The organism is Alicyclobacillus acidocaldarius subsp. acidocaldarius Tc-4-1 (assembly GCF_000219875.1).
In the GTDB taxonomy this organism is placed as follows: Bacteria; Bacillota; Bacilli; order Alicyclobacillales; family Alicyclobacillaceae; genus Alicyclobacillus; species Alicyclobacillus acidocaldarius_A.
The window spans coordinates 1,903,454-1,926,738 of sequence record NC_017167.1; the positions used below are offsets into that span (position 1 = coordinate 1,903,454).

Below are 23,285 nucleotides of genomic sequence, written 5' to 3' on the forward strand. Positions count from 1 at the left end.
GCGGCTGCGCCCATGTATCCGCTTACTCCTATCCTAGCTGCCGCCGCCTCGTTCATAAAGCGACTGCCCGCTCACTTCACCGGCTTCAGGTGATCCATGATGATGGCCGCCGCCTGATAGGTGTACGGCGCGGGATTGATCCAGAGGTTGTTGGCCGTCGGGAAGCCCGTGAAGTGACGGTCGTTGTACTCGTACCAGAGCGCGCCATCCAACAGCGGGATGACCGGCAGTTGGCTCGCCACCAGTCGCTCAATCCTGTACATCACCTGGTGCTGAACCCGGCTATCGGTGGTCGACGAAAACTCGTTGAACCACTGATCCACCTGCGCATTGCGATAGCCTTCTAAATTAAAGGACCCGTGCGAATCCAACATGTCGTAATACGTCGTGTACGGCGTAGGCCCCACGTTGGTCCACGAAATGGCGAGGTCGTAGTGCGGCGTCTGACCCGGGCCCGGATCGATGGCGCTGTAGTAGGCCGAGAACTGCTCCTCCTGCACGTTCACGGCGATCCCGACCTTCGCCAACTGCTGCTTGATGAGCAGCGCGTCTTCGTCCCAGTCGCTCCAACCGCTGACCGTGAGTAAGTTGAAAGACAACTCCTTGCCGTGCAACGCGAAGATTCCGTTTTGGTCCTTGCGGAAGCCTGCCTTCTGCAAAATCTGCACCGCTTTCGCATCGTTGAGCGTAAATGCACGATAGCTCGCAGGGAGGCTGGGGTCCAACCACGACGACTGGGGCGGCAATACAAGGCTGGTAGGGACAGCCGGCTTCTCGTAGCCTGTCTCCCCGATTTTCGACAGCGCATTTCGGTCAATGGCCAGGCTGATAGCCTCGCGCACAGGTAGCATGGCGAGGAGCGGGTTGTGCAGGTTCGGATAAAGTTCCACCGGTTCGTTAGGCGGGAACAGATAGTGATTGTGCGCCGGATCGGCCGCTACAAAGGTCTTTTCGACATTGGGGATATTGATGCCGGCGTATTGAATCTGACCGCTCGCGAGTGCCAGATCGGCACTGGAGTTGCTGGCAAACGCCGGATAATTGAGAGTCTTGACCTCGGGTGCCCCTCCGTAATAACGCGGATTGGCCGTGAATTGATAGTCCTGGGTTGTGAAGGACGACAGCTTAAATGGGCCCGTGCCAATGGCATTCAAGTGCGTGATCTTGGCTTTGGCCGGATCACCAAGCGACTTCCACTGATGAGCCGGCACAATGTACGTGCCTCCGAGGACGTACTGCTCGGCAAACGGGATGTTGGGCTGCTCGAACTGGAACACAACCGTGTACTTTCCTTCAGCTTGGACACTTTTCAGCTGCTGCCACACGCCGTTGGTATCCGCATCAGGATACTTCTTGAGATCCTCGAATGTAAAGACGACATCCTGCGCCGTAAACGGAACTCCGTCCGTCCAGACTGCGTTTTTGCGCAGAGAAACCGTGAGGGTCTTCCCGCCGTTCGAAAAACGGAACGAGGTCCCCAGCAGGTTGAACTGTTTCCCGGTCGTATTGTCGAAGTAGAACAGCGTCTCGTAGATATTACCTAAGGTACCGGGCATGCTGTTCGTACTGAACGGATTGAAATTGTCCGAAAAGGTGCCCGTGACATTTGGCGCGACGGTCAGGACCGAACTCGACGACGCACTGGCCGCTCCTGGCGACGGCGTGGAAGAATGGCTGGTGCTGTTGACCGAGGTGTTTGCTGCGCCACACCCGGCGACACCCACCACAGCGAGACCTACCGCAGCAGCGACCCATCCTCGACTTCTCTTCGACCGCTTCATGCTTCGTTCCCCCTTCTCGACGTCATAGCCGAAATCGATTTCGACCGAGTGCGCAGAGCAACCAGCACAAAGATGCAGACGATATCAGGCATCCCAGCCGAAATCGATTGCGCCATCAAGGCGCTGCAAGCGCTCTCGTCGCTATTTTGCCACGGCGATGAAAGCGAATGCAAGAGGAAATTCGCAATCGTTTTGGTGCAAGTGGCGAAGTGGACGACTCCGGTGGTCTCGAAATCGATTACGGCAAGAGCACGCGATCCCAGAGAAAAGCGCTCACGAACGCGGCAACTTGGACCGGTATCGGTCCAGGGCCTGCTTCAGCGTCCGAAGCGAGTCCTGCAGTTCGTTGTACACCTTGGCCGGGGCCCCTTCTCCGGTGTACGCGTCGCAGAGCGCCACTACTTGCTGTGCGTCCGCAAACAATTCTCCGTTCGGCGAAAGGGGCGGAGCGCTGCTGCCTATCGCCTGAACAGATTGAAGTTCGGTGTCGAAGCTCTCATTCCGGTTCTCTTTCAGGGCCTGTTCCACGCCGCGATAAATGGCGCTGCATACCGCGTATAGCTTCGGATCGACCTGTGTCTCGCTCGCCACCTGCACACCCGCCTGGCGCCCGCTTGGGCCAGAAGACGAGTTCGTTCCACGAAGAGGCGTGCCACACCCCGCAATTAACGTACAAACCATCGCGATGCTCGCGATAGCCCATTGCCGATTCACACCGCTCCCTCCTCTCGGCACAACCCTCTCAAGTCAAAACCGCCGGTCCGCGCAAGCGGAACCGACGGCTCCAGGGCGTCACACCCCATCTCAGCGGTTGCGGAAGAAATTCCGGTTCTTCTCGATGAACTCCTTCTCGTCCTCTGGAACAAACTCCTCTTGATAGATGGCGTTGACCGGGCAAACCGGCTCGCACGCAGCGCAATCAATGCACAGATCGGGGTCAATATAGTACTGATCCGGACCCTCGTGGATGGCGTCCACTGGGCACGTCTCCACGCAGTCCGCGGCCTTTTCCCCAATGCAAGGCGACGTGATGACAAACGGCATTCGCGTGAGCCTCCCTCGAATCCTTATCGTAGATGATGTCCTCGTTACAGATATACACCAAATCTATAGGAAAACTCAAACGAAAGTTTTGCATGTCACGGTTCTGTCGAATTCGATCTTTTGTCCTACCTGGAGAGGTTGTCCCGCCAGTTCCGTATTCCGCACACGGCCCGCCAGATTCCCAAAAAAAGCCGCCCCATTTTGGGGCGGCAAGCGCGGATTGGGGTTCATGCACGAACCGCTTAAGCACAGGTCCAGCGCACTCTCACTGTAGCATCGAAACGTAAAGGCCGATTGACAGCTTTGTGAAGAGGATATTGAAAGATTTTGAAGTTCTCTGACACGAGTGCGGCACGCAGTCAAACGGTTGTCACAAGATGGACACATGTTCACCCACAAGAACCGACGCGACCTGAGAGTATTTGAAGTACACTAGAGTGCGTCATCATCGACTTCTCCACACAGGAGCCACGCCGCGGTCACGACGCCGTGGCTTTTGTGTTGTTCCTCACAAAATCTACACAAACCTCACACGTCCTTAACATTCACCCGGTATTGTGTTCTGCGGAATCATGCGTGTCTTGAGGATAGAGAGACTGGAAACGGCATAGGATTGGGAGGAGACAAGTCATGGGCAAGTCCATGACGGTTCGCCGCTTAAACGCATGGTACGGCGCACACCAGGTGTTGCACAATATCGACATGGACATCGAGGAGAATCGCGTGACCGCCATCATCGGCCCGTCGGGCTGTGGAAAATCGACGTTCATTCGGTGCCTGAATCGCATGCACGAAACACATCCCCAGGCCCGCGTGGAAGGGGACATCCGACTGGCCGGTGAATCGCTTTTTGACCTGGACCCGGTCGATGTCCGCCGCATGGTGGGCATGGTCTTTCAAAAACCAAATCCATTCCCCACCATGTCGATCTTCGACAACATCGCCATTGGGTTGAAATTGGCGGGCATCCGCCGCCCTAGCGAACTGCGGGATCGCGTCGAACGGGCGCTGCGAATGGCGGCCCTTTGGGACGAGGTGAAGGATCGTTTGGCCAAGCCTGCAACGGCGTTGTCAGGCGGCCAACAGCAGCGCCTCTGCATCGCACGAGCCATCGCCGTGGAACCCGAAGTGTTGCTCATGGACGAGCCTGCTTCCGCCTTGGATCCTATTTCGACTATGCGCATCGAAGAGCTGATCGAAGAGATCAAGCAGACGTACACCATCGTGATTGTGACGCACAACATGCAGCAGGCGGCCCGCATCGCGGACAAGACGGCATTCTTCTACCAGGGCCATCTCATCGAGATGGACGACACGTCGCAAATGTTCACGAAACCGAAAGACAAGCGCACGGAAGATTATATCACCGGCCGATTTGGATGAGATCCAATCTCGCGCGAACGAAGGGACGAGCCGTATGCACCAACGCCAAGCCTTTGACATCGCCCTCAAGGAACTCAAGTTGAAGCTTTTGCACATGGGTGGAGACGTGCAGGAGTCCATCCGCCACGCTGTCGCCGCTGTGCTCAAACACGACCAAGCGCTCGCAGAACGCGTCATTGAACGGGATCGGGAGATCAATCGCCAGGACCACGAAGTCGAGGATCTGTGCATCCGCCTCATCGCCACCCAGCAGCCCGTAGCCGGCGATCTTCGCAGAATCGTCGCAGGCATGCGGCTCGCCGTCGACCTCGAAAGGATGGGAGATCTCGCCGTCGATCTCGCCAAAACGGCCCTGCGCCTGTCCACGCCCCCCATGCAGGAACCAGCACGTCGGCTGCACGAAATGGCGGAAGCGGTCGACCGCATGGTGTCTGAGGGCTTGAACGCCTATGTGAACAGTGACGCGGACGCGGCGCGCCGATTGGCGGAAATGGACGACGCGGTCGATCGCGACTATCGGCTTCTCGTGGAAGAACTCTTCACCGACCACCCCGATGCCTCCGGGACGCCGCAACAGCGGATGCTCGTTGCGTTCTGCGGCCGCTATCTCGAACGCATCGGCGATCACGTCACCAACATCGGCGAGAGCGTCCTGTACATCTTGACCGGCGAACGGTCGGATCTGAACTGACGTCGACAAAACTCGACGATCCGCGAGAAACTTGTGACACAACCGTCAAAGACGGTCGCCTACGCTCCGTCTGTGTCGCTGCCCCTCGTGGTAGACTGGAAGCAGATGATCGTGGCTAGGAGGGGTTGTGGTGGAAAAGAAGAAAGCTGCGCAAGATCCCGTCCAGCGCCTGTTCGCGTTCCTCCAATACCTTGAAAAAGCCGCGTTTGCCGCGTCCGTCGCCATTCTCGCTGGCACCGCGGGTTACGTGACGATACACGCCGTCTCCTGACGCTGATTGGCGCGTGAAGTCGCCGAGATCGAGAAAAGGGAGGGAGTGCGGTGAAGCCGCGCTCCCTCCCTTTGATCTCCTTACCCGTTCTGTCCGATGACCCGACGCGCGCCGATGTAGTGGTCGGCCCAATAGGGATCCGACAAGCTGTCGATCTCGACGGACGTGCTTGCCGCGTTGATGAACTGGCCATTGCCGAGGTAAATCCCGTCGTGAGATGGGCCGCTTCCGTATGTATCAAAGAACACGATATCCCCCGGCTGCAGATTGCCCTCCGAAATCGGAACCCCCACCCCGTACTGCGCGTAACTCGTCCTAGGCAGCTGAATGTAAAAGTGGGCATACACATACTGAATGAAGCCCGAACAATCAAAAGCCGATGGGCCGTTCGCCCCCCACTCGTACGGATCCCCGAGGAACGTGCGCGCATAGTCAGCCACTGCAAACCCAAGCGCGCTCTGAGTGAGCGACGCGTTCGACGACCCGGGTGAACTTCCGCGGCTGGACAGGGACGCTTGTTGGACGGCCGAGTTCGCTGAGGAAGAAAGAGACTGGGGTTTCGAGACCCGGAGCGATTGGCCAGGGTGGATGGCGCTGGACGAGGTCAGGCCGTTCCACGCTTCCAGCTGCGACATGCTGATGTGAAACTTCTCGCTGATAGACCACAGCGAGTCACCAGGCTGAACCACGTACGTGGATGCTCCTGAACGGGCCGAGGAAGGTGCAGAGGATGACGCCGACGTGGAACCGCCAGGGGAGATCACGAGGACCTGCCCCGGGTGAATGACGTCGGACGAAAGATGGTTCCATAACTCCAATTGGTGCACCGTCACGTGGAACTTCGCTGCGATTTTGTAGAGGCTGTCGCCAGCGCGCACGGTGTACGTCGCGGACGAAGCCAACGCCGTGGCCGGTACGAGAGAAGCCCCCAGGCACGCGGCCAACCAACCTACGCTTGCTGCGATTCGAGAGCGCACTCGCCAAAGCCCCTTTGCTCCACAGAGATGCTTGCTTCGGGGCTTATTATACCGGGCGCTTTCGAGTTCGACAATCGTATTTTCATAGATTTGCGAACAACTTCGAACATCAGGACGATTTTTGTCCCATGATGTCCAATCTCCCTGAACGCGCGTCGGCCTGACAAGTTTCCGGAGGGCCTCGAGTCCGATACAATGAAAGAGGGTTGAAACTTGAAAGGAGTCACATCATGGCGATTGACGAATACGCTTTTCGCAAGGCCCTGGCCCGATTCGCTAGCGGCGTGACCGTGATCACAGCAGCGACGGAGGGCGAGATGGGCGGGATCACGGTCTCAGCCTTCTGTTCGCTGTCACTGCTCCCACCGCTCGTCCTCGCGTGCATCGACGAGCGAGCCAGCATTCTTCCACTTCTTCGCCGATCCGGCGCGTTCGCAGTCAACATTCTGTCCGATGATCAATCCGGGCTGTCGAACCAGTTTGCGAGTAAGATGTCCGATAAGTTTCAGGGCGTCTCGTACGATGTGGGTCCGCTGGGCCAGCCGCTCCTCGCGGGCGCACAGGCTTACCTCGTTTGCACGCTCGTTCACGAATGGAAAGGTGGAGATCACCGCGTCGTCGTCGGACAAGTCGAGGCGGCGTCCGCCGACGAATCGCGAACGCCGCTGCTCTACTACGCGAGCCAGTACGGCTCGTTTCAGCCCCTCTCCTGAACCACAACCGGGGCCGCAGCCGGCGCTATGCGCCCAAAAGCTTGATGACGTTCGCAAGCACGAGCGAGGCACAGCGACACGTACGACGCGGCTCCCGGCTTCCCCAACTCGATAGCCCGCATCCGCATTGCGCGTTGCGTCTCCTCGGACCAATGCGCAAACAGGTCGTCGAGCTCAGCGAGGGTGCTTGCAATCCGTCCGGCGCCGAGGCGCTCGATGCACCTCGCGTTTTCCCGTTCCTGCCCCGGCAACGGCTTGTAAAACACCATGGGCGTACCCGACGCGAGGCACTCGGCGATGGTCACACCGCCGGCCTTGGCGATGACGAAGTCCGCTTGCTGAAGATGGCTCGCCACATCGTCGGTAAAGCCAATGGGGTGAATCCTGGCGTGGCCCATTCGCTCCGCAAAGGCCTGCACTCGCTCCAGCATTCGCGCGTTTCGGCCGCACATGACCTCGATGACGTGATCGGGAAAGTGGCGAATGAGTCGCTGAAGCACCCCTTCATACTGAGGAAACACGCCCCGTCCGCCGGTCAACAGCACGATGCGACGCGCACCGTCGAGGCGAGAAAGCGCGCAGCGGCGAAACTGATCCCGCACCGGGATTCCGCCCACCTCCACCCGGACATCTGAGCGAAAGCGCCGCACGTGCGCCGCCGCTTCCTGTGTCGGCACCACCATGAGATCCGCGTTCGCATGCACCCAGCGGCTGTGCACGGCGAAATCCGTGAGCACAACGGCCACCACCGGCCGCGGCCCCGGCGGCAGCTCCGCCAGCGCATGGTCGGGGAACAGCTGCACGATCACGTCGGGTTGAAACTCGCGGATGGCTCGCCATGCCGCTCCGCGCGAAAAACGCGCCAAAAACGCCCACAGGGGATGACGAATGGACAAATTCTTCGTCCAATCGTAACTCCAGCCGTAGAGCGCAGGCGCGTAACGTGTGCTCCATTCGAATATGCGCTCGTTCATCCTCGCAAGCGATGCGCTGGTCTGCCGAAACGTATCCACCGCCTGGACTTCGGCACCGAGATCCCGCGTGAGCGCTTCCGAAAGCGCTCGCGCCACCTGCACATGCCCGTCGCCAAACGAAGCATAGAGCAACAGACACCTCATGAGTCCAGAGACACGACCTCACCGCGACCTTGGTCGTCCGTCATGACGCCCTCGCGCGCGGAGAGCGCGCCCTCGCCAAACATCTCGATGATCTTCTGCTTGGAAGCGACGACGAGCTTCGGCTGTAACACATCTCGATGCGTCTGCAGGATGTGATCTGCATCCGGATTGACCATTTTCAGGATATTCGTCAGGTGCCAACTGGTCACGGCGCGCACGAACGGATTGCGAAGCGGGTACGTGTGAAAACCGAAGTGCTCGATTCCACGGTGAATCATGGTGATCCCGTACAACACCTGAGCGTCCTCAAATTTCTCGTGCTGAACGGCCTTCGCTAGCGCCGGCAACGAGACACGCGCTTGCCTCAAGAGCCGCACAATCGCCCGCACGATGTTGGCATCCTCGCGAAGCGCCCGTTCGATGAGCGCGTTGTTCATGTGCATCTCCACGACGGGATCGCCCGGGCGAACCACAATCCCATCGACCTCGAAGGTCCGACCGAGATACCGGCGGCGGGCAACGAAAAACAGGTGCTCTGTGCCGGGCTCCAGTTCCTCCAGGTGCAGAGCGCGATGAAATAAGGCTTCCCATGCATCAAAGACCGCCCGCGCTGCCCGATTTGGCATGGTCTCCCCTCCCTATTCGCAGTCCGACGCGAGCACGAATGTGTAGCCGCGTCTTCGCACTTCCTCGACCACAGCCGGGATGGCCGCAATCACACTCTCCGGCGCACCGCGCTCTGCGCCCGCGGACTCATCGCTGTCGTGGAGCACGATCACCGAGCGCGCATCGAGCTTGGCGAGAATGCGGCGAACCAGTTCCTCTGGAGGTGTCCTTCGCCAGTCGCCCACCATGACGCTCCACAACAGCATCGACATGCGCGATCGCCTGAGCAAAACGAGCGTCGCCAGGTTGCACGCGCCCCAGGTTGGCCGGTAGACCCGAGGTTGAATGCCAAACCGCTGCGCCAAGATGTCCCGGGCTCCCACGCATTGACGCGCCGTAAGTCCGGGGGGCAACAGCGGCACGAACCAATGGCGATACCCATGCACCTGCACTTCGTGCCCCTCCGCCAGCATCCGTTCGACAATCTCGGGATGACGGAGGGCGTGCTCGGCGATCACGAAGAACGTGGCTCTTGCTCCCGCTTCCCTGAGCGCGTCCAGAAGCCGGGGCGTGTATACGGGATGGGGGCCATCGTCAAAGGTGAGTGCCACGCATCCTGGCTTCGGCGTTCGGCGAATGCAGGAACGCCCCAAGCCCCGCGTCCAGACGAAAGGCAACCCTGCGTACACCACCAGGATGGCGAAGACAACCGCCACCAACCACCCGATCACGGCGCTCCCTCTCACGTCGGAAGAAGCTCGGGCGGCCACTCCGGCGACACGGAGCGGCACGGAAGCTTCTTCGTGGCATACAGCATGATCTTCTGCGCGATGCGCTCCGCCGCGCCACAGCTCGGCATCGCGCTGCAAGCCTCGCGCATGCGGCTCAGGATGGACGGGTCTTCACGCACCGAGAGCAAGAACGCCTGGGCTTCCGCTGGGGATTTCACGCACACCGCCACACCTGCCTGCTCGGCAAACCGCGCATTCGCCTCCTCTTGCCCCGGAATCGGCCGGTAGATGAGGAGCGGCAGCCGCATCGCGATGGACTCCGTCAGCGTCAGCCCACCCGGCTTCGTGACGATGAGGTCCGCCATCGCCATGAACTTCTCAATCTCGTTCGTGTACCCGAAGACGCGGACCCGCTCGCTCTGGATCGCGGAAAAGCGGCGCTCCAAGCGACGATTGTGGCCACAGATGATGAGGTACTGCATGCCCGACTCGGGAATGAACGACTCCCATACGCCGGGATCAGCCAGAATCCCGCTGCCGCCCCCCATGAGCAAGATAATCGGGATTTCTTCTTGAAAACCGATTGAACGAATCAGTTCAGACCGATGTGCCAAAAGGCGCTCGACGTTTTCCTCTCGGAACTTCCGGCGCAGCGGGATTCCCACGACGTCCACCGCGTGTTCGGGAATGCCGTACGAGACGAGATCGCGCTTGACCTCATCGGTCGCGACAAAGTAATGATCCGCGAAGTCGTGATACCATTGGCGATGAGCCGTGTAATCCGTCACGATGGCCAAGTTCGGGATGTCGATTTTCCCTGCGCGGCGCAGTTCGCCGACGACCCCCATTGGCGTCGGAAACGTGCTCGCGATGCAGTCAGGCCGGTAATACGCGATGTACTCTTGGATGCGCTCAATGCCGATGTGGTTGACATATCGCTGAAGGGCGGAATCCGGGTCGATCCGCGACATGGACTTATAAAAAAGGCCGTACAACCCCGGCGCCCGCTTCACGCCCTGAATCAGGCTGAACTTCGCAAACGAGCGCAGCGCTGGATTCAGGAGCCCCACGTAGTCGACCACTTCGACTTCAGCATCTCTTTCCTTGAGCGCCTCCATCACGGCGTACGCCGCCTGGTTATGTCCCGAGCCAAACGACGCGGTCATCAGCAAAACGCGGCGCATTCGTCTCGCCCCCTCAAATCTTCCACAGCTCTATTCTAAACTTGAAGGATTCACCGGACAACTGAACAAGACCATCCATGGCCAAAAGAACAAAGCGGAGAAGGCCCCACGCACCTTCTCCGCTTATGGTATTCGTTGTCCTGGCCGAATAGCCGCACGAACAAGGGTTACGCCGTAGATCGCCCGCCCCGCGCCGAGGAGCGCCACACGACAAGGCGCACGACGAGCTGGATGATGAGGATCAGCATGAGTAGGACGAATCCCGCTGCATACGCGAGTTGGCGAGCCTGAGCGTAAGGCTCGTCCAGGTACGTGTACGCGACATACGTCAGATACCCTACCTGCGAATGGGTCAGCGCGAGCGACGGATTGTTCGAGTTCCACCCCGCGGTGTAAAGGAGCGGGGCTGTCTCGCCGAGGCCGATAGCGATGGCGAGCAAAAGACCCGTGGCCATCCCGGAAGCAGCAGGTCTCCAAACCGTCTTCAAGATGGCTTGCGTCCGCGTCATCCCGAGAGCCCAGGCCGCCTCGCGCTGCAACAGCGGTACCTGTTGCAGGCTGGTGTCCGTCGTGCGAAGAATGTAGGGCAACATGATAAGCGTCAGCGCCACACCGCCCGCGAGCGCAGAAAAGCCCCAATGGAAACGCAGCACCAGCAGCAAATAGCCGAAGTAGCCAATCACGATGGAAGGCACGCCGGACAGCACCTCGGCCACAAACCGGATGGCGGCGGCGAGCCGCGGCGGGGCAAACTCGGACGTGAAAATTCCACCCAAGATACCAAGGGGTGCAGCGAACACGACGCCTATCAAGACGAGCTCAAAGGTGCCCAAGATGGCGTTTTCCAACCCGCCCGCGATTCCTTGCGTGGGCTCAAACAGCATGAAGAGACGAAACGAGCGAATGCCCTGCCACAGAACGGAGCCGACGAGATCCACGAGGCCAAAGAGAACAAGCGCAAACGCCAGCCAGGCGAATCCCCAACCCAGCGCGCTTTTCCATTTCCGCCGACGTCTCCTCATGACGCAACCACCCCTTCTCGACGCCGCGGGCGCACCAACCAACGGGCCACCAGGTTCGTGGCGAGCGTGATGGCGAGGAGGAGCAACGCGAGTTCGGAAAGTGCGTGGACCGCCATGCCCGAGGCGTCCGTCTCCGCGCTGTCCAACTGGTTCGCAATGAACGCGGCCATCGTGGAAATCGGACTATAGAGGTTCTGCGGCAAAATGTTCGTCGCGTTGCCGGACACCATCAAGACCGCCATCGTCTCGCCCATCGCGCGGCCCCAACCGAGCGCAACAGCGCCGATGAATCCTTCGCGGATGTAGGGCAGAGCGATGTAGCGCACCACTTCCCATGACGTCATCCCAATGCCAAGCCCGCCCTCGCGCGCGAGGACCGGCACCTGCTCGAGCAGATCGCGCGTCGTCGCCGTGATGATGGGCACAATCATCATGGCCAGCACGATGCCGCTCGCCAGCAGGCTGTAGCCCGTCCCCGTTTGCCCGCCGAAGAATGGAATAAAGCCTAGAATAGACTTCAGAAACGGCGCAAAGGTATTGGCGATCCATGGCACCAGCACAAGGATGCCCCACAGGCCGATCACGACGCTCGGAATCCCTGCCAACAACTCCACCAGGATGTTGAGAAGAAAGCCGAGCAGCCCGCGAACGCGGTAGGCGAGAATCAGCGCGGTCCCGACCGAGACCGGCACGGCGATGATGAGCGCGATGACGGAGGACAACAGCGTGCCCACGACGAACACAAGCGCGCCGTAGGACGCACCGGCGGGCGCCGTGATGCCGTTTCTGTGCGTCAGGGCCCCGTATAGGTTCCCCATGTCCCAGCGCGTTTCGGTGAGAAAGTGAATCCCCATAAAGCGAATGGTCGGGATCGATTCAACCAAGACGATGGCGGCAATGGAGACCAAGAACACGGCAGGGCTGGCGGCCCCAATGGCCGCCAGCACCCGAAACCCGCGATCCCAGGCCTTGGCCGCTTTTGAAACCTTGCGCACGGCATGCCCTCCTGGTATCTATCGGTGTCAGCCTTTGATCTTCTGGATCTGCGCCTCGCTCTTGGAGTGCACACTCGTCGGCAGCGGCAGGAAGTGTACCGGCGTCAAGAACTTCGCGCTGTTGCCTTCAGACGGGTTGATGGCCCACTCCAAGAACGCCTTCAGTGCGTCGGCTTTCGCCGCATTCGGCTGATCGTCCTTCACGATGAGGTATTCGAAGTTGATGATGGGATACGAGTTAGCACCCGGCTCGTCGATGAGCGAGATCCGCTCGTCGGCCGGCACGCTCTTCACGCCCTCCTGGGCAGCGGCCTGAATGGTCGCGCTGGTGGGTAGGACGTACTTGCCAGCCTTATTTTCGAGCGCCGCGTAGCCGAGGCCCTGTTGGACGGCCTTGTCCAGCCAGCTGATGCCCACATAGCCGACGGAGTACGGTGTCTTCGAGAGGGCGGCCACGACGCCCTGATTGCCTTTCGCGCCAATCTCCGTCTGCAAACCAGGCCACGAGATGGTGGTGCCATAGCCGTAGTTCTGATTCCACTCAGCACTCGACTTGCTCAGGTACTGCGTGAAGAGGAACGTGTCGCCGGAGCCGTCCGAACGAACGACAGGCTTGATCACCTGGTGAGGAAGCTTGACGCCTGGATTCAGGGCCTTGATCTTCGCGTCGTCCCAGTACTGGATCTTGCCCTCATAAATCTCGGCGAGCACCTGGCCATTCAGTTGGAGATGCCCTTTCACGCCAGGCAGGTTGTACATGATCTGCTGCGCCGAGATCGCCACGGGTATATTGAGCATGTCCGGGTGCTGCTGAATCTGAGCATCCGCCATGTACGCGTCCGACGCGCCGATATCCACCGTGCCTGCGATGGCATCGGAAATGCCCGTTCCGCTGCCCGTCGACGCGGCTGTCATTTGCACGCCAGGATGAAGCTTATGGTAGGCAGGAATCCACTGCGCGTTAAAGAGCGGATACAAAAGCGACGATCCCGTCTCGGTGAGCGTGACGTTCGCCACACTGGCCGCCTGCTGGGACGAATTGCTCGGCGCCGTGTTTTGGGTCGAGGAAGACGAATTCGACGTCCCGCAACCCGCCACCACACCGACAGCGGCGACAGCCGCCAGACCCGCAAACCACTTCGAACGCAACTTCACGCAAAGGTCCCCCTTATCGTCTTCTGTGCTAGAGAGCTCTGAAAAAGTGGGGAATTTCGCGGGATCAGGGGAGCCAATCAGAAATCCGTGTGGTCGGATACCTGTGGTTGAAGGCTGAATGAGTGGGGCTGGTTCGTATTTCCGTCGATTTGTTCCGTTGACCATCCTTAGCACATTACGAAGCAGGGACGGGTTTCGATGCTCGACCCTGGATCAGGTTGACGATCCGTTTCACGTTCACAACCAAAAACGTGAGATACACTTGGATGGCTACACGCCACTTGCCGCGGTAGCGTGCGCGTCCCAGGCCATGCCATTGTTTCAACTCGCCAAATGTGCGTTCGATGGCCTTCCGGTCGTGCAATGCTCGCCGTAAACTTCGCTGGCTCTGAAGTGACTCCCGAACCCGGTCGCTGAGATACACTCGCTTCCGGGTTTCCTTCTTTCCCAGACACGCGGTTTTCAATGGGCAGTTTTGGCAATCGGTTTGCGAAAAGTAGTACAGAAACCCGCCTTTGAAAGGCGTTTTTCCGCTCGTCTCCTTCCGTCCTGGGCACACAAAGGTGTCTTTCCGAGGCCGATAACGGAATCGTGTCTTCGCCAGGACACCGGCGTTTCGTGAAGGAATCTCCGGCTTTGCGCCATGGCTGCGAATGGCGTTTCGATTCCCGATCGAGTCATAGCCTTTGTCGGCCACCACCGAAGTAAACCGATGCCCTTTGCGGACGTCCTGTTCAAGCAGTTCTGGCAGGTGCTCTCCTTCGTGTTCGTTCCCGCTCAATATTTGAACAGAAGTGACAATCCCAGAGGCATCCATGGACGCGTGGGCTTTGTAACCAAAAAACGGAGTCCGTTTGTTTTTGAATCCCCACCTGCCGTCCGGGTCGATCAAGTTGGTCACACCCCCTTCCCCCGACAGAATCTGTGCCACCGTGTCCCGCAAAGACTGCAATTCCGTATGGCCCGCAGCATCAACCGCGTCGAGCAAGTGTTGGGTCAACTTCTCCTCTTTGGCCAGGTCCGGCTCGGATGCATTCGTGTACTCTTCTTGTAGCTGGTTCGCCGTCTCCGCAGCGGTCTTGGCATCTATGCGCTCCCAAGCACGGAACAGACGCCGCCGTGCAGCACGGAGTAACTCCTTCCGGTTTTGTACGGCTGCATTCGCCGAAATCACCGTGGCATCCACACACTGCCGTTTCCCTTCAAGAAGCCCCTTTTGGCGGGCCTGTTCCACGATGCGGTCCAATAGCCGGGCGCATCGTTCAGGTCCCAGTCGGCGGCGGAACACGACCAGGGTGGAGTCGTCAGGGGTATCGTCATCCAGAGAAAAGTGGGCAAAGGCACGATACAACAGGTTGTACCGCAGCTCCTCTGCAACCCGTACGTCTGACAGGTTGTAGAAGTACGCGAGAAACAGCACACGCAGGAGCTGTTCAGGCGCATAGGCAGGACGGCCATGATGGAGACTATACAGATCGCGGGTTTCTTCTTCCACGAAAGAAAAGTCGATATGTTGGTCAATGGCAAGAAGAATGTGATTCTCCGGCAACAGCTTTCGAATCAACCAGTCATCCCATAGCGAACGTGAATCCGGGAAGCGCGTGAGCATGAGGATCAGTCCTCCAGCATCAGACGGCGATTGTACTCGCCCAGTTTCTGTAGCGCCTCTCGCGCGGCGCGAAAACGCTCAACCCCAGTGCGTACGGCATCCACTTTGTCGGCGGGACGTGGCAGGTACGCGTCCGGCCATTCTCCGACCACGTCAGCAGGTAGTACGGCCCGTGTTTTGCCCGGAATGGCAGATGCAATTGGGTTTGCCACAAGTGCGGTAGGTTTCGACAAGTGAGCCAGCGATCGCTCCATCGAGATGAGCGAGCAAGTGTTGCTGTTGACGATTTCGATGTAGGACGAGGATGCTTCTTTTAGACAAAGGGATCACCACCAATCCGATGTGTTATACACATATAAGAATACCGTGAAATCGCCCAATGAACAATGACTTTTTCAGAGCTCTCTGCTACGTAGTTTGTCACGTTAGCGGCGTAACGAACCGCCGCCTTCAGGAACGAGCGTACCAAGGGGATGTGAAGGCGCATTGGAGAGATGCTGAATTTGATGTGAAGATTTGTCCGATGGGGATTTACAAACTTTACGGTGCATTTACAAACGGGGCGGGCGCCTCGCGCTCAATGCAGGCGCCCCTGCGAAGAGAAGAACTGCGCGAGCCAAGTTGCGAACCGGTCCGGTTGTTCCAAATGCGGCGTATGACCCGCGCTCTCGATGGCAACGTGCACGGCGTTTTGAAGGCGCGATTGCATGCGCTTGGCCATCCCTGTGAACTTCGCGTCCAGCGCTCCTGTAACTAAGGCCACTGGCATCCTCAGCCGCCCTAACGCGCCCCAATACGACGGCTGGCGCCCCGTCCCTAACCCGCGCAGACTCTGGGCATAGCCGCGCGCGCTTCCCGAAAGCCTGATGGCGCGCTGGCGCGCCTTCTCCTCTTCCGGCAGCGCTTCGTGCGTCGCAAAGATGGGGCGGCGCTCCCATTCGGAGACGAACCATTCGAGACCGCGCGCTTCGATCTCGTCCGCCAACGCATCGTCCTCGCGCCGGCGCGCCTCACGCTCGCTCGCATCTTCAATCCCGGGCGACGCAGACTCCAACACGAGCGCGCGCACGCGCTCAGGATGAGCAATGGCAAATGCGAGTGCGACGCGCCCGCCCATCGAATACCCCACCACTTGGCAGGACGGAATCCTGAGCTCTTCGAGGAGCGCGTCGAGATCGCGCACGGTTTCGTCCATGGAATAGCGCCCGGCGTCATCGGGCACGTCGCTTGCGCCGTGCCCCAGAAGGTCCGGCAAGATGGCACACGGCCGGCACCCTAGGCCTGCAAGCCGTTCCAGGACGGGCAAGAACACGTCGCCCGCGCCGGTGAAGCCGTGCAGAAACAGACACGGCTCGCCGCCCGGGACGAGCCGGTACGCGTATCGAACGCCGCGGACCAAGGCCACGCGCTTCATCGGGCACCCACGCCCATCGCGCTCGCGAGCCTCGCGACGAGATCGCGGTAGATCCGCGGGCTCTCCTCGTTTGGAAAGCGAACCTCCACCACCGTGAGCCCCGGACGCTCCATCCCTTCGCGCAGTCCGGCCATCAGGTCACCGGCATCGTCAGCGCGCACGTACGTCCCCCCGTACGCGCGAACCATGGGCGCAAAGTCCAGCTCGTGCGGCGTGGTGAACCAATCGATCTCGCGCGGCCTCTCCGCCTGCGCCAGATGGCGGAAAATCCCGCCGCCGCCGTTGTGCACAAGGACCACGACGAACGGAGACGACAGTTCGCGAGCTGCGGCAAGCCCGTTCAAATCGTGGTAAAACGACACGTCTCCAATCGCGAGGAGCGTCGGTCGCCCGGAAGCGACGGCGTGGCCGAGGGCAGTGGACGTGACCCCGTCGATGCCGCTGGCGCCGCGATTCCCATAAACTTGAACGCCCGCTCTCGTGAGCGCCAAGGCGTCGGCGTCCCGAATCGGTCGGCTATTGCCCAGCACGAGCACCTGCCCCGGGTTCAGAGACTCGACCGCCATGCGCACCGCCGCGCCCTCGAACCAGGGCAGAGACTCCTGGAGCGCGCGCCGCGCAGCGTCGGACGCCTGCCGCCAGACCTCCCGGTACTCGCTCCAATTCCCGAGCGCGCCGTGCACCTCATGGAGCCACGGCGTCGGGTCCCCGATGACCACGTGCGTGGCGTGATGTCCGCTGTCGCGATACAGGGGCGTCTCGTCAAACACCACGAACGCTGCCCGCGCTTCCCGAAGCCACGAGGCGAGCGCCTTGGACGTCGGCTCGCCGCCGAAGCGCAGGACGAGATCCGGAGGTTCTGGAGCAGCCCCCGCGCGGAGGACGAGATCGTAGTGCGGCACGCTCGACTCGCTGTCGCGGCACTGGCTTAAGATGTCCGCCAAAAGGGGAATGCCGGACGCGCCGGCGAATCGAGCCACGCCTTGCGCGAGGGACCCAGGGCGCATGGGGCCGGCAACGATCACAGGCCGCCTAGCGCGGGAAAGCGCCTCCTCCACCTGAGCGAGCGCAGAGGGCGCGCACAGGGCTCCGGCGGCAGGGTGCCCCTGAATGGCGGAAAGTCCCTCGAGCTCACGGGATTCGCTTCTGCGGGGAGGAAGGAGCGGTTCCCGAAACGGCACATTGACGTGCACCGGACCCTCGGGGACGGTCTTGGCCACGAGCCCGGCGCGCAGGGCCAGGCCCCGCAGGTTGAGCGCCAAGTCGATCCTGTCCTCGGGCACGGGTGTTTCACAAGTCCATTTCACGTGCGCGCCAAACAGATTCGGTTGGCGGATGGTCTGATTGGCCCCGACCTCGCGCAGTTCAGCGGGCCGATCCGCGGTCAACACCACGAGGGGCACCCGCGAGAAATAGGCTTCGACGACCGCGGGATACAGATTGGCCACCGCCGTGCCGGACGTGCAGACCACGGCCACGGGCTCTCCTGACTGGCGGGCTAGGCCAAGCGCGAAAAAGCCGGCGGATCGCTCGTCCATATGGGAGACGGGCGCGATGCCGCCGTGCTCGAGGAGCGCAAAGACGAGCGGCGTGTTGCGCGATCCCGGCGAGATGACCGCGCGTCTCACCCCGCTCGCGTACAATCCGTCCACCAGCGCGTGCACTGGCCACAGATCCGGATTCAAGGCCCGACCTCCCCTAGCACGCCCAAGGCCTCCCGCATCGGCCTGAGCTTGAGTTCGCTCTCCTGCCACTCGGCGACCGGATCCGACCCTTCGACAATCCCACAGCCCGCGAAGAGCGCGGCTTCCCCGGCGTCGACAAAGGCTGAACGCAGGCACACGTCGAGTTCGCCCTCTCCCTGGGCATACGTTCCGAACGCACCCGCGTAATACCCACGCGGCCAGCCCTCATGGGCGGTCACATAACTCGTGGCCTCCCGCTGGGGTGTTCCTGCAACCGCGGGGGTCGGGTGAAGCGCCTTCGCCAGGTCGAACAGCCCTACGCCAGGTTTCAACCGCCCCCACACCCGCGTCCGCAGATGCTGCACGTTTGCCAGTTTGAGCACCGCGGGCTCAGACTCGGCCTCCACGCGCTCACAGAGCGGCGCGATGGATTGCAGGACGTGATCGACCACGGCTCGGTGCTCCCGCTGAATCTTCGCGCTCGCGAGGAGCTCGTCCTGGAGTTTGCGGTCTTCCTCGTCGCTCTGGCCTCTGCGCGCCGTACCGGCGAGACAGTCGATCTCGGCCATCTGCGCCCGGACCTTACAGAGTCGCTCGGGGCTCGCGGACAAAAGCCATCTCCCTTGCCAGGAGAGCGCGAAGACATGGCTCTCGGGATACCGTGAAGCAAGCATCTCGAGGGCCTCGTCGAGCGGGCGCGTGACGCGGCCGGTGACGAAGCGGGCGACCACCACCTTGCTGAGCCGCCCTTGACCAATCTCTCGGAGCGCGCGATGGACCTTGTCCGCAAACCGGCGAAAATCCTCAGGCTCTTCGAAGAGCGGGCGCTCCCTTGAGGGGTCTTCACCGTGGACGTCGAGGAGATCCATGACGTCCGCGCGCACGTCCATCTCGTCAGCGCCGCGCGGCGGCATGTAGACCACATTCGCGACGTCCGAAGAAGGCGCCTTCGTGAGGTACAGCCTGGGCGCAAACCAGATGGACTTCGGCCAAGCCGCCCAGATGCCGAGGGGAAGGGCGTGGAAATCGAACGGAACGGCCCCAAACCACGGCAGGTCCGCCGGAAGTTGTTCCTGCGCAAAGCGAGCCTTCAGATCGTCCCAGTCGTCGTCCGCGCTCGCCACCAGCTGGCGGTATACGCCCACCCCGAAACGCTCTTCTCCGCTTGGCGGACGGCTGTAGACAGCGGGTTCCCAGCGATGCCAGTGGGCGAGCGACGCAAGCGAGCGGTCCCACGGAACGCGCAACCGAACGGGCAGGTCTGTCTGCCCGCGCGCCGACGCCTCGGTAAATGCCTCGACGATTCGCGCGAAAAGGCTTTGTCGCAGTGCTTCCTGCGCCGTCACGCTCATTCCTGCATCACCCACTTTCTCATCTCGTAGCGCATCAGCTTGCCGGACGCCGTGCGCGGCAACGCCTCGACTTGCCGGATTTCGGCGGGCACCTTGTAATGTGCGAGCCGACCTCGAAGCTCCTCGCGAAGCGCGCGCGCCATTTCGTCCGTGAGCACCTTGCCCGGCTCCAGGACTACGAACGCCACGGGCACCTGCCCCCACTCGTCGTCCGGTTTTCCCACGACGCCGGCGTCCACCACACCGGGAAGCGCGAGCAGCTGCGACTCGATCTCAGCGGGATACACGTTTTCCCCGCCCGACACGATGAGATCCGCGCGCCGATCCAACACGTACAAAAAGCCCTCTTCGTCGAAGCGCCCGATGTCCCCCGTGTGGAGCCATCCCCCGGCTAGCGCGCGTTCCGTCTCCTCTTTTCTGTTATAATAACCAGCGAATACAGTCGGGCCCTGCACGAGGATCTCACCCTCGACACCAGGCGCTGTCGTGGGCCCAGACGGGCCCTGTACAGCGATGCGCGTGTTGGCAAGCGGGCGCCCGGACGACCCCATCTTGCGCAGCGCGTCAGCTAGGTCGATGGTCGCCACCTGCGTGTTCGTCTCCGTAAGCCCATAGCTCTGCGCGACCGGCAGGCCGAGCTCGAGCGCGCGCTCCAGCACAGGGCGAGGACAGCCCGCGCCGCCCAACAGGATGGCGCGCAGCCGCGCTGGGTACGGCCCACGCCGCAGCTTGAGAAGCCGCGCGAGCATCGTCGGCACAAGCGACACCAGCGTGATCTCGCCGGAATCTAAGGCGTGATCCACCCGTTCCGCGTCAAACCGGTCGTGCACGACGGCCGTCGTGCCGTAGATCAGGCTCCGCATGAGCACACCCATGCCGCCGACGTGAAAAAGCGGCATCGGGACGAGCCAGTGCTCGTCCGGATCGAGGCCGAATTGAAGTACCGACGCCATCGCGCTGTACCAATGGTTTTGATAGGTGATCATGGCGCCTTTGGGCCTGCCCGTCGTGCCGCTCGTGTACACGATGGCGTGCACCGAGGGAAGGGACACGTCGATGGGCGCGACAGATACGGACCCCTCGCGCGACTCGGCCTCCCAAGCGCGTTCCGACAGGATCACGGTCTGCACGGGGCGCGACGCGATGTCCGCCACCCGAGACGCGAGTGGCGCCGCCGATTCGTCGCACAGCACATAGGACGCTCCGCAGTCCTCGACTTGATACGCCAGTTCGTGCGGCTGAAGCCGCCAGTTGAGTGGCACGAGAACGGCGCGAAGCAACATCAGCGCGTGCAGGCAAAGCGCGTGCATGAGTCCCTGATGACACATCACGGCGACGCGATCGCCCGGGCGGACACCGAGCGCGAATGCCCTGGCCGCCACCGACCTCGCCGCGGCGTACAGCTCGGCGTAGGTCACGGCGCGATGTTCCGACCGAAGTGCCACGCGCCCGGGTCTGCGCTCCGCGTGAAGCGACAGCCAATCCGGCAAGAAGGCGACGGGCGCCTGCGCTCGCTCTACATTCATGATGGCCGTTCACCCCCCGCCTTCAAACGCGGTTGTCGACAGGCGTGGACTCGCCGCTTCAGGGCAGCCGCGGGAACTTGCTGAAATCGGGCGGACGCTTTTCGAGGAACGCTCGGGCGCCCTCCTTCGCCTCGTCCGTCATGTAGTACAGCATCGTGGCGTCGCCCGCAAACTGCTGCAGCCCGGCCGCGCCGTCGGTGTCCGCGTTGAACGCCGCTTTCAGGAAGCGGATGGCAATCGGGCTCTTCTCCAGGATTTCCTTCGCCCAGCGGATCGATTCTTCCTCAAGCCGCTCGAGGGGAACCACCGCGTTCACGAGCCCCATTTGCAGGGCTTCCTGAGCGTTGTACTGCCGGCAGAGGAACCAGATTTCCTTCGCCTTCTTCTGGCCCACGAGCCGCGAGAGAAGCGAGACGCCGTAGCCACCGTCAAAGCTGCCGACCTTGGGCCCAACCTGGCCGAACACGGCGTTCTCCGCTGCAATCGTCAGGTCACAGCAGACGTGGAGCACGTGACCCCCACCGATGGCGTAACCCGCTACCACGGCGATAACCGGTTTGGGCAACGTGCGGATGAGCCGCTGCAGATCCAGCACGTTCAGTCTCGGCACGCCATCGCTGCCGACGTAGCCACCGTGGCCGCGCACGCGCTGATCGCCGCCGGAGCAGAACGCCTCGTCCCCTTGGCCGCGCAACAGCACCACACCAGTGGAACTGTCGTCGCGGATGTGTTGAAAGGCGTCGATCATCTCCATCACGGTCTCCGGTCGAAACGCATTTCGGACCTCCGGGCGGTTGATGGTGACCCGCGCAATGCCTTCGGCCCGCTCGTAGATAATGTCGGTGTACTCTTTCACTCGCTCCCAATTGAGCGTCATGAGAAAGCCTCCTCGCGCAAAGTGGTTTAGGCCCTGTTGATGTCCGATCTCGCCGATTGACGCGAACTCATTATAGACCTTGTCCCATGGGCCTGCAAAAGCGATGGACGGTTGCCGGAGAGAAGGGCGAGTGGTAGGATCGCGAGGGACTCATCTCTCGTGAAACCGCGATTCGGTCGGGGCGTTTGAGCGATTCTCTTGAGGCGATTAACGTCCTCTCTTGTGTGAGGTGACTTGTATTGACAGGTGCGAGCCGCCTGCGCGTATGGTGGCGCGTGCTTCGCCCGTTCACCCTGACGGCGAGCATTGTTCCTGTGATTGTCGGCACCGCTGTCGCCGTGCCGTCGTATCCGTTTCACCTGTGGCGCTTTGTCGCGATGCTGTTGGCTTCGATTCTGATTCAGTCGGCGACCAACATGTTCAACGAATACTACGATTATCAGCGCGGCTTGGACGACGAGCGCATGGTGGGCATCGCGGGCACCATCGTGCGAGATGGCGTTCCGCCCAAGGTGGTGCTCCGTCTGGGGTTCGCGTTTCTGGCCGCCGCCCTGCTTTTGGGCGTGTACCTCTGCGCGACGACGAGCTGGTGGCTGGCCCTAGTGGGCGTCTTGTGCATGGCTGTGGGGTACTTCTACTCGGGCGGCCCGGTGCCTCTCGCCTACACCCCGTTCGGCGAGATCGCCGCTGCCACCGCGATGGGACCGACCATCGTGCTGATTGCGTTCTACCTGCAGAGCGGGACGGTCACCCTGCGGGCGCTGTGGGTGTCCATCCCGATTGGTCTATTGATTGGCGCCATCTTGTTTGCCAACAACATGCGCGACATGGCACAGGACGCCGAAGGCGGACGGCGCACGATGGTCATCCTCATCGGCCGGGAGCGGGGGCGTGTGTTGTTCGCAAGCGTGTTTGTGGCCGCGTATCTCGTCGTCGTGGCGATGGTGGCCCTCGGCGTGCTGACGCCGTTCGCGCTCCTCGTGCTATTGACGGTGCCGACGGCGGTCTACGTGGTTCGCCTCTTCTACCAGTACACGGAGCCGGCCAAACTCCACAAGGCCGTGAAGGGCACCTCGAACCTCCTGTTCCGGTTTGGCGTCCTGATGGTGTGCGCGTTCCTCGTCTCCACGCTCCGCTTTTAGAAGGTCAAA

General features: G+C 61.2%; 23 protein-coding genes. 5 read left to right on the forward strand and 18 right to left on the reverse strand.

Annotated elements, in window-relative coordinates; translation table 11 throughout:
- Positions 1 to 71 precede the first annotated feature (71 nt).
- From TC41_RS09205 to TC41_RS09215, 3 genes are all read right to left on the reverse strand, one after another.
- Positions 72 to 1,781 carry an ABC transporter substrate-binding protein gene (locus tag TC41_RS09205; RefSeq protein ID WP_014464762.1) on the reverse strand — a complete coding sequence of 570 codons (1,710 nt, stop codon included), beginning with the start codon at positions 1,779 to 1,781 and terminating at the stop codon, positions 72 to 74.
- A gap of 273 nt (positions 1,782 to 2,054) precedes the next feature.
- Entirely contained in the window at positions 2,055 to 2,495 is a 441-nt protein-coding gene (locus TC41_RS09210; RefSeq protein ID WP_014464763.1) for a hypothetical protein, read from the reverse strand.
- 90 nt (positions 2,496 to 2,585) lie between these two features.
- Positions 2,586 to 2,825, reverse strand: a complete 240-nt coding sequence (locus TC41_RS09215) for an indolepyruvate ferredoxin oxidoreductase subunit alpha (protein ID WP_008336977.1) — start codon at positions 2,823 to 2,825, stop codon at positions 2,586 to 2,588.
- 630 nt (positions 2,826 to 3,455) lie between these two features.
- Here TC41_RS09215 and pstB point away from each other — a divergent pair.
- The 3 genes from pstB (at position 3,456) to TC41_RS16495 (ending at position 5,170) form a co-directional block, all read left to right on the forward strand.
- Positions 3,456 to 4,208 carry a phosphate ABC transporter ATP-binding protein PstB gene (gene pstB, locus TC41_RS09220; RefSeq protein WP_014464764.1) on the forward strand — a complete coding sequence of 251 codons (753 nt, stop codon included), beginning with the start codon at positions 3,456 to 3,458 and terminating at the stop codon, positions 4,206 to 4,208.
- Positions 4,209 to 4,242: 34 nt separating this feature from the next.
- Positions 4,243 to 4,899 carry a phosphate signaling complex protein PhoU gene (gene phoU, locus TC41_RS09225; protein ID WP_014464765.1) on the forward strand — a complete coding sequence of 219 codons (657 nt, stop codon included), beginning with the start codon at positions 4,243 to 4,245 and terminating at the stop codon, positions 4,897 to 4,899.
- 130 nt (positions 4,900 to 5,029) lie between these two features.
- Entirely contained in the window at positions 5,030 to 5,170 is a 141-nt protein-coding gene (locus TC41_RS16495) for a hypothetical protein (RefSeq protein WP_162470213.1), read from the forward strand.
- 80 nt (positions 5,171 to 5,250) lie between these two features.
- Here TC41_RS16495 and TC41_RS09230 read toward each other — a convergent pair whose 3' ends face one another.
- On the reverse strand, positions 5,251 to 6,147 hold the full coding sequence (locus TC41_RS09230) for a C40 family peptidase (protein ID WP_041695275.1): 897 nt from the start codon (positions 6,145 to 6,147) through the stop codon (positions 5,251 to 5,253).
- Between the two features lie 230 nt (positions 6,148 to 6,377).
- On the opposite strand from TC41_RS09230, the gene TC41_RS09235 reads away from it, so the two are divergent.
- Positions 6,378 to 6,860 carry a flavin reductase family protein gene (locus TC41_RS09235; RefSeq protein ID WP_014464768.1) on the forward strand — a complete coding sequence of 161 codons (483 nt, stop codon included), beginning with the start codon at positions 6,378 to 6,380 and terminating at the stop codon, positions 6,858 to 6,860.
- On the opposite strand, the gene TC41_RS09240 is transcribed toward TC41_RS09235, so the two are convergent.
- The 14 genes from TC41_RS09240 to menB all read right to left on the reverse strand — a co-directional run bounded on the left by TC41_RS09240 (position 6,845) and on the right by menB (position 22,134).
- On the reverse strand, positions 6,845 to 7,966 hold the full coding sequence (locus tag TC41_RS09240; RefSeq protein WP_237699890.1) for an MGDG synthase family glycosyltransferase: 1,122 nt from the start codon (positions 7,964 to 7,966) through the stop codon (positions 6,845 to 6,847). The genes TC41_RS09235 and TC41_RS09240 overlap by 16 nt on opposite strands.
- Before the next feature lie 8 nt (positions 7,967 to 7,974).
- Positions 7,975 to 8,604, reverse strand: coding sequence for a YkoP family protein (locus tag TC41_RS09245; protein ID WP_014464770.1), 630 nt, complete (start codon positions 8,602 to 8,604; stop codon positions 7,975 to 7,977).
- 12 nt (positions 8,605 to 8,616) lie between these two features.
- Complete coding sequence (locus TC41_RS09250; RefSeq protein WP_014464771.1) at positions 8,617 to 9,315, reverse strand: polysaccharide deacetylase family protein; 699 nt, start codon at positions 9,313 to 9,315, stop codon at positions 8,617 to 8,619.
- Between the two features lie 11 nt (positions 9,316 to 9,326).
- Positions 9,327 to 10,499 (reverse strand): MGDG synthase family glycosyltransferase, encoded by a 1,173-nt coding sequence (locus tag TC41_RS09255; protein ID WP_014464772.1) that lies wholly within the window; start codon positions 10,497 to 10,499, stop codon positions 9,327 to 9,329.
- Positions 10,500 to 10,666: 167 nt separating this feature from the next.
- The gene (gene pstA / locus TC41_RS09260) at positions 10,667 to 11,521 is read right to left on the reverse strand and encodes a phosphate ABC transporter permease PstA (RefSeq protein WP_014464773.1); all 855 of its coding nucleotides are present in this window, start codon (positions 11,519 to 11,521) and stop codon (positions 10,667 to 10,669) included.
- A complete protein-coding gene (gene pstC / locus TC41_RS09265) occupies positions 11,518 to 12,516 on the reverse strand; it encodes a phosphate ABC transporter permease subunit PstC (protein ID WP_014464774.1) in 999 nt (332 codons plus the stop codon). Before pstC ends, pstA begins: the two co-directional genes overlap by 4 nt.
- Positions 12,517 to 12,543: 27 nt before the next feature.
- On the reverse strand, positions 12,544 to 13,671 hold the full coding sequence (gene pstS / locus TC41_RS09270; protein ID WP_014464775.1) for a phosphate ABC transporter substrate-binding protein PstS: 1,128 nt from the start codon (positions 13,669 to 13,671) through the stop codon (positions 12,544 to 12,546).
- Positions 13,672 to 13,846: 175 nt separating this feature from the next.
- The gene (locus TC41_RS09275; RefSeq protein ID WP_014464593.1) at positions 13,847 to 15,280 is read right to left on the reverse strand and encodes an IS1182 family transposase; all 1,434 of its coding nucleotides are present in this window, start codon (positions 15,278 to 15,280) and stop codon (positions 13,847 to 13,849) included.
- A 153-nt stretch (positions 15,281 to 15,433) separates the two neighbouring features.
- Positions 15,434 to 15,613, reverse strand: coding sequence for a DUF6788 family protein (locus tag TC41_RS17300; RefSeq protein WP_374952872.1), 180 nt, complete (start codon positions 15,611 to 15,613; stop codon positions 15,434 to 15,436).
- A 244-nt stretch (positions 15,614 to 15,857) separates the two neighbouring features.
- A complete protein-coding gene (gene menH / locus TC41_RS09280; protein WP_014464776.1) occupies positions 15,858 to 16,694 on the reverse strand; it encodes a 2-succinyl-6-hydroxy-2,4-cyclohexadiene-1-carboxylate synthase in 837 nt (278 codons plus the stop codon).
- On the reverse strand, positions 16,691 to 18,379 hold the full coding sequence (gene menD, locus TC41_RS09285) for a 2-succinyl-5-enolpyruvyl-6-hydroxy-3-cyclohexene-1-carboxylic-acid synthase (RefSeq protein WP_041695276.1): 1,689 nt from the start codon (positions 18,377 to 18,379) through the stop codon (positions 16,691 to 16,693). The genes menH and menD overlap by 4 nt, the downstream gene beginning before the upstream one ends.
- Positions 18,376 to 19,731: an isochorismate synthase gene (locus TC41_RS09290; RefSeq protein ID WP_014464778.1), complete on the reverse strand. Its 1,356-nt coding sequence runs from the start codon at positions 19,729 to 19,731 to the stop codon at positions 18,376 to 18,378. Before TC41_RS09290 ends, menD begins: the two co-directional genes overlap by 4 nt.
- Positions 19,728 to 21,257, reverse strand: coding sequence for an o-succinylbenzoate--CoA ligase (gene menE, locus TC41_RS09295; protein WP_014464779.1), 1,530 nt, complete (start codon positions 21,255 to 21,257; stop codon positions 19,728 to 19,730). Before menE ends, TC41_RS09290 begins: the two co-directional genes overlap by 4 nt.
- 58 nt (positions 21,258 to 21,315) lie before the next feature.
- A complete protein-coding gene (menB, locus tag TC41_RS09300) occupies positions 21,316 to 22,134 on the reverse strand; it encodes a 1,4-dihydroxy-2-naphthoyl-CoA synthase (RefSeq protein WP_014464780.1) in 819 nt (272 codons plus the stop codon).
- Between the two features lie 239 nt (positions 22,135 to 22,373).
- Between menB and TC41_RS09305 the strand changes: the two genes are divergently transcribed.
- Positions 22,374 to 23,276 (forward strand): 1,4-dihydroxy-2-naphthoate polyprenyltransferase, encoded by a 903-nt coding sequence (locus TC41_RS09305; RefSeq protein WP_041695277.1) that lies wholly within the window; start codon positions 22,374 to 22,376, stop codon positions 23,274 to 23,276.
- Positions 23,277 to 23,285: the final 9 nt, after the last annotated feature.

Bases quoted from the DNA above. Each gene is read 5' to 3' on its own strand.
- TC41_RS09205 (WP_014464762.1), bottom strand. From the start codon at position 1,781: ATGAAGCGGTCGAAGAGAAGTCGAGGATGGGTCGCTGCTGCGGTAGGT.
- TC41_RS09215 (WP_008336977.1), bottom strand. From the start codon at position 2,825: ATGCCGTTTGTCATCACGTCGCCTTGCATTGGGGAAAAGGCCGCGGAC.
- pstB (WP_014464764.1), top strand. From the start codon at position 3,456: ATGGGCAAGTCCATGACGGTTCGCCGCTTAAACGCATGGTACGGCGCA.
- phoU (WP_014464765.1), top strand. From the start codon at position 4,243: ATGCACCAACGCCAAGCCTTTGACATCGCCCTCAAGGAACTCAAGTTG.
- TC41_RS09235 (WP_014464768.1), top strand. From the start codon at position 6,378: ATGGCGATTGACGAATACGCTTTTCGCAAGGCCCTGGCCCGATTCGCT.
- TC41_RS09245 (WP_014464770.1), bottom strand. From the start codon at position 8,604: ATGCCAAATCGGGCAGCGCGGGCGGTCTTTGATGCATGGGAAGCCTTA.
- TC41_RS09255 (WP_014464772.1), bottom strand. From the start codon at position 10,499: ATGCGCCGCGTTTTGCTGATGACCGCGTCGTTTGGCTCGGGACATAAC.
- pstA (WP_014464773.1), bottom strand. From the start codon at position 11,521: ATGAGGAGACGTCGGCGGAAATGGAAAAGCGCGCTGGGTTGGGGATTC.
- TC41_RS09275 (WP_014464593.1), bottom strand. From the start codon at position 15,280: ATGCTCACGCGCTTCCCGGATTCACGTTCGCTATGGGATGACTGGTTG.
- menH (WP_014464776.1), bottom strand. From the start codon at position 16,694: ATGAAGCGCGTGGCCTTGGTCCGCGGCGTTCGATACGCGTACCGGCTC.
- TC41_RS09290 (WP_014464778.1), bottom strand. From the start codon at position 19,731: ATGAGCGTGACGGCGCAGGAAGCACTGCGACAAAGCCTTTTCGCGCGA.
- menE (WP_014464779.1), bottom strand. From the start codon at position 21,257: ATGAATGTAGAGCGAGCGCAGGCGCCCGTCGCCTTCTTGCCGGATTGG.
- menB (WP_014464780.1), bottom strand. From the start codon at position 22,134: ATGACGCTCAATTGGGAGCGAGTGAAAGAGTACACCGACATTATCTAC.